Here is a 16453-nt window from a genome sequence, read left to right as displayed (position 1 = left end):
GAGGCCCGACCGGGCGGTGGTGCTCAGCGGATGAAGGTGCGGCGGAACGCGGCCGGGGTGTGTCCGGTGCGACGCAGGAAGAATTTGCCGAAGTTGGTGGGCTCGCTGAAGCCCAGCCGATGGCTCACCGCCGCGACCGCCAGGTCGGTGTAGGCGAGCAGCCGTTTGGCTTCGAGTGTGATCCGGGCGTCCAGCACTTCGCGCGCGGAGAGGCCGGTGGCGGCGGTGCTCGCCCGGGTCAGTGTGCGCACGCTGTAGCCGAGCCGGCCGGCGTAGTCGGCCACCTGGTGGGTTCTGGCGAAGTCGCGCTCCACCGCGGCGGCGAACCGGGTGGCGATGCTGTCGGGGTCGCCCAGGGCAGGGCCGCCCGTATCCGTGCGGCCGATGCGCAGGAGCATCACGCTGAGCAGGTGTCGCCTGGCCTCGTCGGCGGACGCGGTGTGGCAGCCGGCCTCCAGGCGCAGCTGACGGGCCATCTCCCGGATGCCGGCGTACGCCGTGGCGTCGGGGCGCCGGACAGGGCCCCGGTGGATGTCCCCCAGCAGGCGCGCCAGCTCGGTCGAGGGCGAGGCGGGTACCTCGTCCGTGAAGAGCACCAGCTCCCCGTCCACCGGGGGACCGAACCGCTGCACCTGACCGGGTCGCACCCACAGGACCGTCCCGGGGCCGAGCCGGTACTCGACGAAATCCACTTCGTGCCAGGTCTGCCCGGCGTCGACCAGCATGAGCCGGTGAAACCCCGTGCGGTGCGGTTCACCGAGTGTGTTCACGGCACGACGGCCGAGTTCCTTGCGGTCGAGCACTTCGAGTTCGAGGCCCGGTCCGTCCGGTGCCCTGAATCCGACGTGCCGCACGCCATCACGTCCGATTGCGACCATGTCGAGTCCGCTCGTCACCTTTCCGGGCAATCCTCCATTTTAGAAGATCGAAGCATCAGGCGAAGCAGGAAGGTGACTGTCATGAGCAGGGTAGTTGTGTTCGGCGCGGCCGGGCAGCTAGGACGGCGGATCGTGGCCGAGGCCGCCCGCCGGGGGCACGAGGTGACGGCTGTGGTGCGCCGCACGGAGACCGCCGCGGACCTCGCCGGAGAAGCGGCCGTGGTGGCAGGGGACGCCACCTCGGCGGAGTCCGTCGCCCCGTTGGCCAAAGGCGCCGACGCACTGGTGACCGCCGTGAGCGCACCGGGCCGGAAGATCTACCGCGCGGCGGCGGAGACGATGGCCGGTGTCGTCGCGGCGCTGCCCCGTCCGGCGCCACGGATCATCCACATGGGCGGTGGGGCGACACTGACCACCCCGGACGGGACCCGGATCCTGGACCTGCCGTCCTTCCCCGCCGAGTACCTGGACATGGCCTCCGGACAGGCCGAGGCGCTGGACTTCTACCGGACCAGCTCCGGGGTGACCTGGACGTATGTCTCACCGCCGCCGGTGCACTACGCGGTGGGTGAGCGCACCGGGACCTACCGAACCGGGCTGGACCAGCCGGTCACGGGCGCCGACGGCGAGGCGAGGCTGAGCTATGAGGACATGGCCGTGGCCGTGGTCGACGAGATCGAGCACCCGACGTTCCTGAACACCCGGTTCACGGCCGGCTACTGAGCGCGTTCGCCCGTCGAACCACCCTCCACCGCGGCGCGGTCAGGGCGCGACGGCGCTTTCGGCGGCCTTGCGGCGACTGCTCGCCACAGCGGTCGGCGGCGGCGTACCGTCACCCCGGCACCACCGCCCCGTCCCCGGTGGTTGGATGGGAGCAGGCCCGTCCGCCCGCACCGCGTGCCCCACCCACGGCGCTTCCCGTTCCCGCCGGCAGCCCCCGGGCCCAGACTGGAGGTCGCACGATGGTGACGAAGGGCCGCACGGGCCAGCCCACCCTGGAGGAGGTCGCCGCGCTCGCGGGCGTCGGCCGGGGCACGGTGTCCCGTGTCATCAACAACTCGCCCCGGGTGAAGGACACCACGCGCCATCTGGTCGAGCAGGCCATCGCCCAGCTCGGCTACATACCCAACCGGGCCGCCCGCGCCCTGGCGGGCAGCCGTACCGACGCCGTGGCGCTGGTGATACCCGAGACCGAGAAACGCTTCTTCGCCGAGCCGTACTTCTCCGAGATCGTCCACGGCGTGGGCGACGGTCTCGCCGACACCGATCTGCAACTCCTGCTCACCCTCGTCCGCACGGAGAAGGAGCGCGACCGCTTCCTCCAGTACGCGCGCGCACGCCGGATCGACGGTGTCCTCCTCGTCTCCGTGCACGGCAGCGACCCGTTGCCCGATCTGCTGGCCGGGATGGAGATGCCGACGGTCCTCAGCGGCCGCAGGTCGGGGGACGAGTCGGTGTCGTACGTCGACTCCGACAACGTGGGCGGCGCGCGGGCCGCCGTACGCCATCTGTCCTCGTCGGGCCGCCGGGCGATCGCCACCATCACCGGCCCGCTGGACATGTACGTGGCACGGTGCCGGCTGCGCGGATACGAGGAGGCGGTACGCGATCACGCCGCCGGCCCCGCCCCGTCCTGGATCGCGCACGGCGACTTCACCGAGGAGAGCGGACGCCGCGCGATGGCGGAACTGCTGCGCCTCCACCCGGAGATCGACGCGGTGTTCGCCGCCTCGGACCTGATGGCGGTGGGCGCTCTGCACGCCCTGCGGGCGGCGGGCCGCAGGGTGCCCGAGGACGTGGCGGTGGTGGGTTTCGACGACTCCCCCCTCGCCCGCCACACGGACCCCCAACTGACCTCGGTGCGCCAGCCGGTGGAGGAGATGGGGCGCACGATGGCCCGGGTGCTGCTGGAGACGATCAACGACTCCTCGGCGGCCTGGCAGCACGTGGTCCTGCGCACGGAACTGGTGCGACGGGCCTCGGGCTGAACGGTCCCGTCGCGGCGGCGCCGTTCCGTGCCGGGTCCAGTGGGGGACACGGCACGGAACGGCGACCGCGCACGCTCGGATCACACGCGGATCATGCTCAGAGCGAGCCGAGCCGCTCCAGGGGGAACGGCGGCTGGGCCAGTGGCCGTACGGCGAGCCGGGTCAGCGGCAGTACGTTGTCGTCGCCCGCCGTGCGGTTGGCGTGCAGTACGCCGCAGTGGACGCAGCGGTGGACGAGTACCCATTCGCCGTCCCCGCGTACGGAGATGGCGAGCGGCTCCATCCGGGCGCCGCAGTCGGCGGCCCGGTCGCCCGGGGTGTCGTCGACATGACGGCTCCACAGGCAGTTCGGGCAGTGGTTGCGGTGGCTGGTGCCGGCCGCGGCCATCGGTACGTCGAGACCGCAGTGGAGACAGCGGAAGGACTCGGCGCGTGCCTCGAAGCGCGCGCGTCCGGAGGCACGTCCTGAGGAGCGTCCGGTGGAGCGTTGGGAAGTGTGTTTGGAGGGGTGTTCGGGGGTGTGTCTGGAAGTGTCGCGGGACATCGTGAGAACGACTCCTGGTGTGATGCTCGGACGGTCGGGGATGAACGCCGTCTCGTACCAGGGGAGTTCGCTCCGGTCGGCGATGCCTGTCAGCCGCGCGCGTCAGCGGCGGTGCCGGGAAGACATCACGGAGAGAGAACTGCCTCGGTCAAGAGAACGGTTCCGACCGGCCACAGGCATACAACACCACCCTTTGAACCATCGCCAGGAGCTCCCGGTGAGCGCCGCCTCGATGAAACAGGCGGCCGGGCCGACGCGGCAACCGAATATCCGGCGGCCCGGAAGGTCGTAGGTCCGGCGGCCCGGACATCTCCGCCGGCCGACGGGATCCTCAGGCCACCGACCCGATCGCCCGCGTCCTCGGCCCGTCGTGGTGGATCGGGGTGTGCGCGCCCGTGAGCGGGACTCCGCTGCCGCCCCGCCGGACCGCGACGATCTCCGCCGCGATCGACAGCGCGGTCTCCTCGGGCGTACGGGCCCCGAGGTCGAGCCCGATCGGCGAGTGCAGCCGGGCGAGTTCGCGTTCGGTGACACCGATCTCGCGCAGCCGCCGGTCGCGGTCCTCGTGGGTACGGCGTGAGCCCATCGCGCCGATGAAGGCGACGGGAAGCCTGAGGGCCAGCTCCAGCAGCGGCACATCGAACTTGGCGTCATGGGTGAGCACGCAGAGCACCGTACGGCCGTCGACCGGCGTCGACGCCAGATAGCGGTGCGGCCAGTCGACCACGATCTCGTCGGCGTCGGGGAAGCGGTCCCGGGTGGCGAAGACGGGGCGCGCGTCGCACACCGTCACGTGGTAGCCGAGGAAGGCGCCGGTACGCACCAGCGCGGCGGCGAAGTCGATGGCACCGAAGACGATCATGCGTGGCGGCGGGACGCTCGACTCGACCAGGAGCGTCAGCGGCTGTCCGCACCGCGATCCGCGCTCCCCCAGCACGACCGTGCCGGTACGGCCCGCGTCCAGCAGGGCGCGGGCCTCGGCCGCCGCCGTACGGTCCAGCTGCGGGTGGCCGCCGAAGCCGCCCTCGTACGATCCGTCGGGACGCACCAGCAGGGCGCGGCCCCGGAGCGCGTCCGGTCCTTCGGTGATCCGCGCGAGCGCCGCGGCGTCCCCGCGGGCGGCGGTGGCCAGCGCCGCCGCGATCACCGCCCGCGGGGCGCGTCCCGCGGCGTCGGACCGTACCGGGGTCACCAGGATGTCGATGACGCCGCCGCAGGTCAGCCCCACGGCGAAGGCGTCCTCGTCGCTGTAGCCGAACCGCTCCAGGACGGTGGCGCCGTCCTGGAGCGCCTGTTGGCACAGCTCGTACACGGCCCCCTCCACGCAGCCGCCGGAGACCGAGCCGATCGCCGTGCCCGCGCTGTCGACGGCGAGCGCGGCTCCCGGCAGGCGCGGGGCGCTGCCGGTGACCGCCACGACGGTGGCGACGGCGAAGTCACGGCCCTGCCCGACCCACCGGTTCAGCTCTTCGGCGATGTCCAGCATGTCGGTCTCCTCGGGTCTGATGGCCGCGGTCGGGTGGCCGCGATCGGCGGGTGCGGTCGGTCGGTGGTGCGGTCGGCGGTCGGTGGGGGCGGTCGGGTGCGGGGGCGGGAGGCCGGGTCAGGAGACGCCCAGCCAGGATTCGATCGGGTGGAGCCCGTAGAAGACCAGGAAGATCACGGTGAGGCCCCACATGAAGGCCCCGGTCTCGCGGGCCCTGCCCTGTGCCGTCCGGATGGCGACGTACGAGATGACGCCCGCCGCGACCCCGGCGGTGATGGAGTACGTGAACGGCATCAGGACGACGGTCAGGAAGACCGGGATGGCGACGGCGCGGTCGCCCCAGTCGACGTGCCTGGCGTTCTGCGTCATCATCGCGCCGATGACGACCAGGGCCGCCGCCGCGACCTCGCCCGGGACGATCTGGGTGAGCGGGGTGAAGAAGAGACAGGCCGCGAAGAGAAGGCCGGTGACAACGGAGGCGAAACCGGTACGCGCCCCCTCCCCCACGCCCGTCGCGGACTCGACGAAGACGGTCTGGCCCGAGCCGCCCGCCACCCCGCCGATGGCACCGCCCGCACCGTCGATGAACAGCGCCTTGGACAGGCCCGGCATCCGCCCCTTGTCGTCGGCGAGCCCGGCTTCCGTACCGACGCCGATGATGGTGGCCATGGCGTCGAAGAAGCCCGCGAGGACGAGGGTGAAGACGATCATGCCGATGGTCATCGCGCCGACCTGTCCCCAGCCGCCGAACTCGACCTTCCCGAAGAGCGAGAAGTCGGGCAGGGAGACGGCGCCGCCGGTCAGCTCGGGCGGGCCGCTGTTCCATGCCTTGGGGCTGATGCCGCCCGCGGCGTTGAGGACGACGGCGACGACCGTGCCGATGACGATGCCGATCAGGATGGCGCCGGGCACCTCGCGGGCCTGGAGCATGAAGATGAGCAGCAGGGTGACGCAGAAGATCAGGACCGGCCAGCCGACGAGTTCACCGGCGGGTCCGAGCGTGACCGGACCCCCGCCCTGCGAGGCGTGTACGAAGCCCGCCTTCACCAGTCCGATCAGCGCGATGAACATGCCGATGCCCATGGTGATCGCGTGCTTGAGCGCGAGCGGGATGGCGTTCATGATCATTTCCCGCAGGCCGGTGACCACCAGCAGACAGATCACCGCTCCGTACATCACGCACATGCCCATGGCCTGCGGCCAGGTCATCACGGGCACGACCTGGCCGGCCACCACACCGGAGACGGAGAGCCCGGCGGCGAGCGCGAGGGGCACCTTTCCCACGAAGCCCATCAGCAGAGTGGTCAGAGCGGCGGCGAAGGCGGTCGCGGTGATCAGGGCCTTCCGGCCGAGGGTGTCGCCCGCGACGTCCTCGCCGGACAGGATCAGCGGGTTGAGCAGCAGGATGTACGCCATGGCCATGAAGGTCGTGACGCCGCCGCGCAGTTCGCGCGCGACGGTCGAGCCGCGGTGGGATATGTGAAAGTACCGGTCGAGCCAGGACCGGTCGAGCCAGGACCGGCCGGCCGGGGGACGTGAGCCTGTGCCGGCGTCCTCGGCGGTGGTCCTCGGCTCCACTGACGAATGGGTCATGTATGCCTGCTCCCAAGGTTCAAAGGGGCACCCGCGAAAAAGACATGCGACCGCGGGTTTTGGGATGGTGCGTGGGCTGCACGACCCGGGGGACGGCCCGAGACGAATCGGAGACGCGGTCCCGGGCGGCACGAGCGGCGCCGCCCGGGGACTGCTGACGGATGGGGAACACGAACTGACGGTTCGTCAGGTACGGCGGGTCAGGTACCGGTGAGGTGCTCCGGTCGTACCGGCGTCCTGTTCAGCTCCAGCCCCGTCGCGTTCCTGATGGCCGCAAGGACCGCGGGAGTCGACGACAGGGTCGGAGCCTCGCCGATGCCGCGCAGACCGTACGGCGCGTGGTCATCGGCCAGTTCGAGTACGTCGACGGGAATCGTCGGCGTGTCGAGGATGGTGGGGATCAGATAGTCCGTGAAGGACGGGTTGCGCACCTTCGCGGTCCTGGGGTCGACGATGATCTCCTCCATCACCGCCACCCCCAGGCCCTGGGTGGTGCCGCCCTGGATCTGCCCGAGGACGGAGAGCGGGTTGAGCGCCTTGCCGACGTCCTGGGCGACGGCCAGTTCGATGACCTTGACCAGGCCGAGTTCGGTGTCCACCTCGACGACCGCGCGGTGTGCGGCGAAGGAGTACTGGACATGGCCGTTGCCCTGGCCCGTCCTGAGGTCGAAGGGCTGGGTCGGACGGTGGCGCCACTCCAGCTCCAGATCCACCGCCTCGTCCTCCAGCACGTCCACCAGATCGGCGAGGACCTCACCGCCGTCGGTGACGACCTTGCCGCCTTCGAGCAGCAGCTCGGCGGTGGCCCAGGCCGGGTGGTACGTACCGAACTTGCGCCGGCCGATGTCCAGGACCTTCTCCCGGACGTGCTCGCAGGCGTTCTTCACCGCTCCGCCCGTGACATACGTCTGACGCGAGGCGGAGGTGGACCCCGCCGAGCCGACCTGGGTGTCGGCCGGCTGGATGGTGACCTGCGAGACACCGAGTTCGGTACGGGCGATCTGGGCGTGTACGGTGACGCCGCCCTGGCCGACCTCCGCCATCGCGGTGTGGACGACGGCGACCGGCACCCCGTTGATCGCTTCGAGCCGTACGCGCGCGGTGGAGTAGTCGTCGAAGCCCTCGGAGAAGCCGACGTTCTTGATGCCGACCGCGTAGCCGACGCCCCGTACGACCCCTTCGCCGTGGGTGGTGTTGGAGAGGCCGCCGGGCAGTGCCCGTACGTCGGCCGCCTCGCCCGCCACCAGCCACTGCTGCTCGGGCGGGAGGGGTCTGGCCTTGACCCGGCGCAGCAGTTCGGCGACGGGCGCCGGGGAGTCGACGCGCTGTCCTGTCGGCAGCAGCGAGCCCTCTTCCATGGCGTTGAGCTGCCGGAACTCCACCGGATCAAGGTCCAGCGCCGCCGCCAGCCGGTCCATCTGCGCCTCGTACGCGAAGCATGCCTGGACCGCGCCGAAGCCGCGCATCGCGCCGCAGGGCGGGTTGTTGGTGTAGAGCGCGATCGCCTCGATGTCGACGTCGTCGATGACGTACGGGCCGACGGAGAGGGAGGAGGCGTTGCCGACGACGGCCGGGGAGGCGGAGGCGTACGCGCCGCCGTCCAGCACGATCCGGCACTTCATGTGGGTGATCCTGCCGTCGCGGGTCGCGCCGTGCTCGTACCAGAGCTTCGCGGGGTGCCGGTGCACATGGCCGAAGAAGGACTCGAACCGGTTGTAGACGATTTTCACCGGCTTGCCGGTGCGCAGGGCCAGCAGACAGGCGTGGATCTGCATGGAGAGGTCTTCCCGGCCGCCGAAGGCACCGCCGACACCGGAGAGCGTCATCCGGACCTTGCCCTCGGGCAGCCCGAGTACGGGCGCGATCTGGCGCAGATCGGAGTGGAGCCACTGGGTGGCCACATACAGATCGACGCCGCCGTCCTCGGCGGGCACGGCGAGACCGGACTCGGGGCCGAGGAACGCCTGATCCTGCATGCCGAAGACGTAGTCGCCCGAGACGATCACATCGGCGCGCGCGGCCGCCGCGTCGGCGTCGCCGCGGACGATGGGCTGGCGGTGGACGATGTTCGGGTGCGGGACATGCCCGATGTGGTGGTCGTCGCGGTTCTCGTGGATCAGCGGGGCACCGGGCGCGGTCGCGGATGCCTCGTCGGTGACGACCGGCAGTTCGGCGTAGTCGATCCGTATCTTGGCGGCGGCGCGACGGGCGGTCTCGGGGTGGTCGGCGGCCACAAGGGCGACCGGCTCACCGTGGTGCCGGACCTTGCCGTGGGCGAGGACGGGGGTGTCCTGGATCTCCAGACCGTAGTTCTTGACGGCCGTCGGGAGATCGTCATAGGTCAGTACGGCGTAGACACCGGGTGTCGCGAGTGCCTCGGCCGTGTCGATCGACCTGATCTCGGCATGCGCCACGGTGGAGCGCAATGTATGGCCCCACAACATGTCTTCGTGCCACATGTCGGAGGAGTACGCGAACTCTCCGGTGACCTTGAGTATGCCGTCGGGACGGAGCGTCGACTCGCCTATACCGCCCCTGGTCTGCGAGCCCTGGCTGATCGTGGTGGGGGCTCCGGCGGGGGTTCCGGGGCCGGTGGGTGAGCCGGTCGTGGCCATGCTCAGACCGCCTCTCCCTGACGGGCGGCCGCGAGGCGGACCGCGTCGAGGATCTTCTCGTAGCCGGTACAGCGGCAGAGGTTGCCCGAGAGCGCCTCACGGATGTCCGCGTCGCTCGGGGAGGGGTTGTGCTCCAGCATCTCGTCGGCCGCGACCAGCAGGCCCGGGGTGCAGAAGCCGCACTGCACGGCGCCCGCGTCGATGAACGCCTGCTGGATCGGGGAGAGTTCGCCCGCCTCGCCGGTCCGCGAGTCCGTACCGCCTGCCTGCCACCGCTGCGCGCTCGGCAGGCTCGTACCGCACGAACCCGCGGCGCGGCCATCGCCGGGACGGGCGCCGTCGCGGTGCTTGGCGTAGTCCGCCAGGCCCTCGACAGTGATGATCTCGCGGCCCTCGGCCTGGCCGGCCGCCACCAGACAGGAACAGACCGGGACGCCGTCGAGCCGTACCGTACAGGAGCCGCATTCGCCCTGCTCACAGGCGTTCTTCGAGCCCGGGAGGCCCATGCGCTCGCGCAGTACGTACAGCAGGCTCTCCCCCTCCCAGACGTCGTCGGCTTCCTGCCTGCGGCCGTTGACCGTGAAAGTGACGCGCATGGCTATGCAGCTCCTTCGAGGGTCCGGCCGGCGCCGCCGCCGTCCGCGCGGTACTGCTCCCAGGTCCAGCCGAGCTGGCGGCGGGCCATGATGCCGACGGCGTGACGGCGGTACTTCGCGGTGCCGCGCACATCGTCGATGGGGTTGCAGGCGCCCGCGACGAGGTCGGCGAACCGCTTGGCGACGGACGGCGTGATGGTCTTGCCGCTGTCCCAGAAGCCGCCCTCGTCGAGCGCCGCGTTCAGGAACGTTTCGGCGTCCCGTGCCCGTACGGGGGTGGGCGCGGCCGAGCCGATGCCGGTCCGTACGGTCCGGGTCCCGGGGTGCAGGGCCAGCCCGAAGGCGCAGACCGCGATGACCATCGCGTTGCGCGTGCCGACCTTCGAGTACTGCTGCGGTCCGTCCGCCTTCCTGATGTGCACCGACTTGATCAGTTCGTCGGGTTCGAGGGCGTTGCGCTTCACGCCGGTGTAGAACGCGTCGATCGGGATACGGCGCGAGCCGCGTACCGACTCGGCCTCGACCTCGGCGCCCGCGGCGAGCAGCGCCGGGTGCGCGTCACCGGCCGGGGAGGCGGTGCCGAGGTTCCCCCCGACGCCCCCGCGGTTGCGGATCTGCGGCGAGGCGACGGTGTGCGAGGCGAGGGCGAGACCCGGCAGCTCCGTCCGCAGGTGCTCCATGATGTGGGTGTACGGGACGGAGGCGCCCAGCTCGACGTGGTCCTCGCCGACCACCCAGTCACGCAGTTCGCCGATCCGGTTCAGATCGAGCAGGTACTCCGGCCGCCGGTGATCGAAATTGATCTCGACCATGACGTCCGTGCCGCCCGCGATGGGCACAGCGGTGGGGTGCTCGGCCTTGGCGGCGAGCGCCTCCTCCCAGCTGGCGGGGCGAAGGAAGTCCATCTATGGCTCTCTTCTTGATCGTCTTGGTGATCGCTGGGGATCGCTGGTGATCACTGAGCTCCGGGGACGGCCGGTCTCACAAGTACACAAGCAGCGCTTCCGCCTGGTGCAGTCACCGAAACCATGAAGGAATTGGCTGGTCGCCTTCCGAGTCTTGTAGATTCGAACGAAAGGCGAAGACCCGGTAACCAGAAGGTCTTCGTGCCGAAACGCACGGTGCGAAAAACAGAGATCGGCGGCGACGAGATGCGGCTCCGCGCACTGCTGGAGACCCACGCGCTGGGCCTGCGACTGCTCGGCGGCGAGGAGGAGCTGGACCGGACGGTCCGCGGGGTGATGACCACCGACCTGCGGGACCCGAGCCGCTACCTGTCGGGCGGTGAGCTGGTCCTCACCGGTCTCGCCTGGCGGCACTCCGCCGAGGACTCCGAGCCGTTCGTACGTATCCTCGCGGGCGCCGGGGTGGCCGGGCTCGCCGCGGGCGAGGCGGAGCTGGGCGCTGTCCCGGAGGACCTGGTCACGGCGTGTGCGCGCCACCGGCTGCCGCTCTTCGCGGTGGACGAGAAAGTGGCGTTCGCGACGATCACGGAGTATGTGGTGCGCCAGGTGTCCGGCGAACGCGCCGGGGATCTCGCGGCGGTGGTCGACCGGCACCGCAGGCTGATGACCTCGGGCCCGGCGGGCGGCGGCCCGGACGTGGTCCTCGACCTCCTCGGCTCCGATCTCGATCTGCGGGCCTGGGTGCTCTCTCCCACCGGCCGGCAGATCGCGGGGGCCGGTGGGACGCTGTCCCCGGCGCGGGCCACCGTGCTGGCCGGTGAGCATCTGGCCGCCATCCGCGCCGGTCGCCGTAGCCCCTGTCGAACGACCGTCGACGGGACGGCATACTCCCTCTTCCCGGTCCGCAATGTGGGGCGCGGGACCACACCGACCGCCTTCCGGGATGTGCGCGAGACAGTGCTCTCCGACTGGCTGCTCGCGGTGGAGGCGGACGCGGGCGACTGGCCCGCGGCCCGGCTGGACCTGCTCCAGGGGGTGACGCAGCTGATCGCGGTGGAACGCGACCGGCGCGACGCGGCCCGTACGGTACGACGCCGGCTCGCCCAGGAAGTCCTGGAACTGGTGCAGACGGGCGCCGCCCCGGCGGAGATCGCCGCCCGGCTGCGGGTGGCCGCCCCCGTGCTGCTGCCCGGACTGGGCACGGCGCCGCACTGGCAGGTCGTGGTGGCCCGGGTGGAGTGGGCACGGAACGGCACGGACACCGGCGAAGACGGTACGGGCGGTACGGGCGGTACGGGGGCCACGGGTGGCTCCGGCGGGGCGCTGATCGAGGGCGGCCCGGTGGCCCAGTCGGTGCTGGAGGAGATCCTCGTCGACCCCGCGTGGACGGGGTCGGGCACCGGGGCCGGGGCGGGAGCGGACGCCACCGACCGGATCGCGGTGGCCCATACGGATGACGAGGCGATCGCGCTGGTACCGCTGCCCACGGCGCCCGCGGATCCCGTACCCGCGGATCCCGCGTCCACGGATCCCGCATCCGTCCAGGTCGCGGGCGAGGGGGCGCGTTCCGGCGGCACGGACGGGGCGGAGAAGCCCCTGGACGCCCCCGCCGCGGACCCCGGCCTCCACGCCGACGCGCTGCTGGCCGCCGTACGGAACCCGCTGTCGGCGGGGCTCGCGGACGACGGCCGGCTGACGCTGGGCGTGAGCGCGGCGGTGCACTCGGCGGAGGGCCTGCGCGGCGCGCTGGAGGAAGCCCGTCACGCCCGGCGCGTGGCGGCGGCCAGGCCGGGCCGGGTCTGCGCGGCGGGCCATCACGAACTGGCCTCGCACGTACTGCTGTTGCCGTTCGTCCCGGACGACGTACGGCGCGCCTTCACCGCGCGCCTGCTGGACCCGCTGCGCGACTACGACCGGCGCCACCGCGCGGAGTTGATCCCCACGCTGGAGTCCTTCCTCGACTGCGACGGCTCCTGGACACGGTGTGCGGCCCGGCTGCATCTGCATGTCAATACGCTGCGGTACCGGGTGGGCAGGATCGAGCAGCTCACGGGGCGGGATCTGGCGCGCCTGGAGGACAAGTTGGACTTCTTCCTGGCGCTGCGGATGAGCTGAGGTCGCGGGCGGCAGGCCCTGGGTCTCCGGGTCACCGGGTGCCAGGGAGACGGGTGGTTGACCGCCATCACCCGGATCGGTCACGAGAAGATCCGCGCCCGCCGCGAGACGGGACCGCGGCGCGCCCGCCGCGCCTCCTCCCGTACCGGTCGTCGCAGGTGACAGCCCTCCTGACGGTTCCGCGCGCCCCGGCCGGCGGCCCCGGACACTCCGGTCACCCGCGCCCCACCGCCCCCGCCGATGACCACGTGATTGTGAAATTTTTCACCTGACCTATTGGCCCGGCGTGCCGATCCATGCTGAGATGCGTCCACACTCAACAGCACAATGGCGCGCTCGGGGAGGGCAATGTGGCGCATACCGCCATGTCTGGTTCCGGAACCACCGCTGGTGACGACCCTCTCCAGACCGCGGTATGGCGGCTGCGCTCGCGCGGCTGTTGGACCGACGCAGCGGCTCTGCTCGCACCGCACTCCGCCGTCCCGGCCAGGACGCTCCAGCGGGCCTCGCTGCTCGTCGAGCGCTGTCTGTTCACGGGCGGCGGCTGGCCGGAGGCCGAGGACGCGCTCCGCGCGGCGGAGGCCACGGCGCGCGAGGACCACGAACGGGGCGCCGCCGCGTGCGAGCGCGGCCATCTCGCCTACGCCTCGACCGTCCTCGGCGTACGCGACCGCGCGGACGAGGCGCGGTCGGCGCTGGGGCGGGCGGCGGCGCTGCTTGATCCGACGGCTCCCGGGCGCGCGCTGCTGGACTTCCGGCGTGGTCTGGTCGCCGAACACCTCGCCGACTCCCCGCAGTCGGCGCGCGCCGCGTACCGCCGCGCCCATGCCGCCGCCACCGCGCACGGCGAGACGCTGCTGCTCTCCTTCACCTGGCGCCATCTGGCCGGACTGGCCCTGAGGGAGGGCGAGTTGGCGGAGGCGCGGCACGGCTTCGGCGAGTCCCTGCGGATCCGGGAGGAGCTGGGCTATCTGGTGGGCACGGCCCCGGCCCTCGCCGCCCTGGCCGACGCGGAACCGGAGCCGGAGGCGACCCGTCTGCGCGCGGAGGCCGGGCGCCTGTTCCGGCTGCTGGGCGGAGTCCCCACCTGGCTCGCGGACCAGCTCGCCCCTCCGGCGTCGCCGGCCCCCGCGGTCTGAGCGGGCCGGTCGGGGGCGGACGATCCGCCCCTGCGCCGGTCAGGTCATCGGCCGTCCCACGGACGGGTGAGGAAGGGACGTTTCCGCAGCGGCTGTTCGAGTGAAGCGGCGCTTATGCGCGTAACGGCGTGGCCAGACTGCCCCCGCTCCACCTCTTCCTCCACCTCCCGCAGGCACGCACGCGCACACGCACAGAAAAGAGGTTCCCGTGAAGAGTCTCGGAAGGACCCTGGTCACCGTCGGCGCCGCCGCCGTTCTCTGTGTCGGCCTCCCGCTCAACGCCCAAGCGGCCGAGGGGCTTCTCTTCTATACGTCGGAGTACGGCCCGATCGTCCTGGAGAACCCCACGGACGGCCTGTGCTACAGCGTCGGATCCGCCCGGGACCCGCAGAACTCCACCGACCGAGTGGCGACCTTCTACAGTGCGAAGCAGTGCGGTGGCACCGCCACCCGTCTCAAACCCGGCGACGAGGGTGTCCTCGCGTTCGCTTCGGTGAGGTTCACCCGCTGAGCGCGGTCCCTGGGCAGCGGGTCAGTGGTCGAGGTTGACCATTTTCCTGGGGTCGACGATGCGGTCGAAGTCCTGTGCCGTGATGTAGCCGGTGGCGAGGGCGGCTTCGCGGAGCGTGGTCCCCTCGTCGTCGGCCTTGTGGGCGATACGGCTGGCCTTGTCGTAGCCGATCTCCGGGGAGAGCGCGGTGACGAGCATCAGCGAGCGTGCGAGGTAGCTGTCGATCTGCTCGCGGTGCAGCTCGGCGCCTTCCACGCAGTAGACGCGCAGCTTCTCGCACGCGTCCGCGAGTATGCGGGCGGAGTGCAGGAAGTTGTTGATGATGACGGGCCGCATGGCGTTGAGTTCGAAGTTGCCCTGGCTGCCGGCGAAGGCGATGGCGCTGTCCTCCGCGAGTGCCTGGACGCAGACCATGACCATCGCCTCGCACTGGGTCGGGTTGACCTTGCCGGGCATGATGGAGCTGCCGGGTTCGTTCGCGGGCAGGGCGAGTTCGCTGATGCCGCAGCGCGGCCCCGAGGCGAGCCAGCGCAGGTCGTTGGCGATTTTCATGAGGGGTACGGCCAGCGCCCGCAGCCCGGCCGACGCCGCCACGATGGCGTCCAGACCGCCCTGCGCGGCGAAGGAGTTGGCGGCGGTGCGGAACGGGTAGCCCGTCAGCTCGGCTATCTCCTGGGCCACGTGCCCACCGAAGCCCTCGGGGGCGTTGAGACCGGTACCGACGGCGGTCCCTCCCACGGCCAGTTCCCACAGGCCCGGCAGCGTCGCTTCGACGCGGTCGATGGCGCCGGACAGCTGGGCGGTGTAGCCGGACCATTCCTGGCCCACGGTCAGCGGGACCGCGTCCTCCAGGTGGGTGCGGCCGATCTTGACGATGTCCCACCAGTCATGGGACTTGGCGTCCATCGCCTGCCGCAGGTCCCTCACCTTCGGGAGCAGGTGCTCGTCGATCTGCCGTACGGCGGCGATGTGCATGGCGGTGGGGAAGGTGTCGTTGGAGGACTGCCCCATATTGACGTGGTCGTTGGGGTGGATCGGGGTCTTGGAGCCGAGGGTGCCGCCGACGAGCTGGATCGCCCGGTTGCTGATGACCTCGTTGACGTTCATATTGCTCTGGGTGCCGGAGCCGGTCTGCCACACGTACAGCGGGAAGTGGCCGTCCAGAGCGCCGCTGATCACCTCGTCTGCCACGTGCGCGATCAGGTCGGCCTGCCACTTCGGCAGACGGCCCTGGCGTCCGTTGACGAGCGCGGCCGCCTTCTTGACATAGCCGTAGGCGTGGTAGACGGCTTTGGGCATGCGGTCGTTCCCGATGGAGAAGTGGATCAGGGAGCGCTGGGTCTGGGCGCCCCAGTAGTGGTCGGCGGGGACGTCGACGGCGCCCATCGAGTCGGTTTCACGGCGGTGGCCGGTGGCGTCGATGCCGATCGGCACGTCCCGTACCCCCGGCGGTTTCTCCTCGGCGTTCTGGTGACGGGTGGTCACGGCGACGCCTCCTCACTCGTCCTTCTCGTCCTTCTCGGCCGTCTCGTCCGTGTGCGGAATCCTTCGCGCTGTTCGGAATCCTTCGCGCTTCCCGGACAGCTGTCACCGGCCCGGCCGGCATCTGGCGTCCCGTACGGCCCGGAGCGGTCACCCGGCCGACCGGTCTCGTCACTCCGCGCGTTTCCTCCCCCATTCCATGCTTGAACTTTTCCCCGGGGGGCGCCACTGGAGGCCCTGGACCAGCCGTTTCCATGGCTCCGGGCCGAGGCGGAACGGCCGTGAGCGCCGCGCATACCGTTACGGCCTCCGCACCACCTCACCACCGGCTCGCCATGAACGCACCGGGTTGACGTCTCCAGTACACCTCCGCCGGAAGAGCAAAAGGCGCACATCGCCAACAATGCGGGCAATAATTGCGGCTCGCGGCGCCCCGCGACGGGCGGGGAACGATCACCAACAGGCCCAAATGGGGAGCCTTGCTGAATTTCCGTCAGATGCCAGAAACAGAACAGAACGACATGGACGTCGCCCCATCGTGTGGTGATAAGATCGCCAAGCTTGCCAAGCGGTGCCAAACCCGCTATGGCATAAAGGAAAA

The 16453-nt window shown here is 71.1% G+C and carries 13 protein-coding genes; 5 read left to right on the top strand and 8 right to left on the bottom strand.

Annotation, left to right across the window (positions count from 1 at the left end):
* Positions 1 to 23 precede the first annotated feature (23 nt).
* Positions 24 to 878 carry an AraC family transcriptional regulator gene (locus ACZ7LS_RS10585; RefSeq protein ID WP_385372184.1) on the bottom strand — a complete coding sequence of 285 codons (855 nt, stop codon included), beginning with the start codon at positions 876 to 878 and terminating at the stop codon, positions 24 to 26.
* A gap of 81 nt (positions 879 to 959) precedes the next feature.
* Here ACZ7LS_RS10585 and ACZ7LS_RS10580 point away from each other — a divergent pair, with 81 nt between their 5' ends.
* Positions 960 to 1601, top strand: coding sequence for an NAD(P)-dependent oxidoreductase (locus ACZ7LS_RS10580; RefSeq protein WP_382524629.1), 642 nt, complete (start codon positions 960 to 962; stop codon positions 1599 to 1601).
* A 239-nt stretch (positions 1602 to 1840) separates the two neighbouring features.
* On the top strand, positions 1841 to 2866 hold the full coding sequence (locus ACZ7LS_RS10575; RefSeq protein WP_382524631.1) for a LacI family DNA-binding transcriptional regulator: 1026 nt from the start codon (positions 1841 to 1843) through the stop codon (positions 2864 to 2866).
* Positions 2867 to 2963: 97 nt separating this feature from the next.
* Here the strand turns inward: ACZ7LS_RS10575 and ACZ7LS_RS10570 are convergent, their stop codons facing one another.
* From ACZ7LS_RS10570 to ACZ7LS_RS10545, 6 genes are all read right to left on the bottom strand, one after another.
* The gene (locus ACZ7LS_RS10570) at positions 2964 to 3410 is read right to left on the bottom strand and encodes an RNHCP domain-containing protein (RefSeq protein WP_385129204.1); all 447 of its coding nucleotides are present in this window, start codon (positions 3408 to 3410) and stop codon (positions 2964 to 2966) included.
* Positions 3411 to 3741: 331 nt separating this feature from the next.
* Entirely contained in the window at positions 3742 to 4896 is a 1155-nt protein-coding gene (locus tag ACZ7LS_RS10565) for an XdhC family protein (protein ID WP_385129202.1), read from the bottom strand.
* 117 nt (positions 4897 to 5013) lie between these two features.
* Positions 5014 to 6489: an NCS2 family permease gene (locus ACZ7LS_RS10560; protein WP_385129200.1), complete on the bottom strand. Its 1476-nt coding sequence runs from the start codon at positions 6487 to 6489 to the stop codon at positions 5014 to 5016.
* A 200-nt stretch (positions 6490 to 6689) separates the two neighbouring features.
* Entirely contained in the window at positions 6690 to 9104 is a 2415-nt protein-coding gene (locus tag ACZ7LS_RS10555) for a xanthine dehydrogenase family protein molybdopterin-binding subunit (protein WP_382665776.1), read from the bottom strand.
* A gap of 2 nt (positions 9105 to 9106) precedes the next feature.
* Complete coding sequence (locus ACZ7LS_RS10550; RefSeq protein ID WP_382524640.1) at positions 9107 to 9700, bottom strand: (2Fe-2S)-binding protein; 594 nt, start codon at positions 9698 to 9700, stop codon at positions 9107 to 9109.
* A gap of 2 nt (positions 9701 to 9702) precedes the next feature.
* On the bottom strand, positions 9703 to 10605 hold the full coding sequence (locus ACZ7LS_RS10545; protein ID WP_382524642.1) for an FAD binding domain-containing protein: 903 nt from the start codon (positions 10603 to 10605) through the stop codon (positions 9703 to 9705).
* Positions 10606 to 10851: 246 nt separating this feature from the next.
* Here ACZ7LS_RS10545 and ACZ7LS_RS10540 point away from each other — a divergent pair, with 246 nt between their 5' ends.
* The 3 genes from ACZ7LS_RS10540 (at position 10852) to ACZ7LS_RS10530 (ending at position 14370) form a co-directional block, all read left to right on the top strand.
* The gene (locus ACZ7LS_RS10540; protein WP_385129433.1) at positions 10852 to 12720 is read left to right on the top strand and encodes a PucR family transcriptional regulator; all 1869 of its coding nucleotides are present in this window, start codon (positions 10852 to 10854) and stop codon (positions 12718 to 12720) included.
* Positions 12721 to 13070: 350 nt separating this feature from the next.
* Positions 13071 to 13859, top strand: coding sequence for a hypothetical protein (locus ACZ7LS_RS10535; protein ID WP_382524644.1), 789 nt, complete (start codon positions 13071 to 13073; stop codon positions 13857 to 13859).
* Positions 13860 to 14067: 208 nt separating this feature from the next.
* Complete coding sequence (locus ACZ7LS_RS10530) at positions 14068 to 14370, top strand: hypothetical protein (protein ID WP_382524646.1); 303 nt, start codon at positions 14068 to 14070, stop codon at positions 14368 to 14370.
* Between the two features lie 21 nt (positions 14371 to 14391).
* On the opposite strand, the gene fumC is transcribed toward ACZ7LS_RS10530, so the two are convergent.
* Positions 14392 to 15855, bottom strand: a complete 1464-nt coding sequence (fumC, locus tag ACZ7LS_RS10525; RefSeq protein ID WP_385129197.1) for a class II fumarate hydratase — start codon at positions 15853 to 15855, stop codon at positions 14392 to 14394.
* Positions 15856 to 16453 lie beyond the last annotated feature (598 nt).

The sequence above is a fragment of the Streptomyces sp. NPDC039430 genome, from assembly GCF_055639435.1.
The sequence above is the reverse complement of the archived record's forward strand: the minus strand, read 5'-3'. Positions and strand labels throughout refer to the sequence as shown.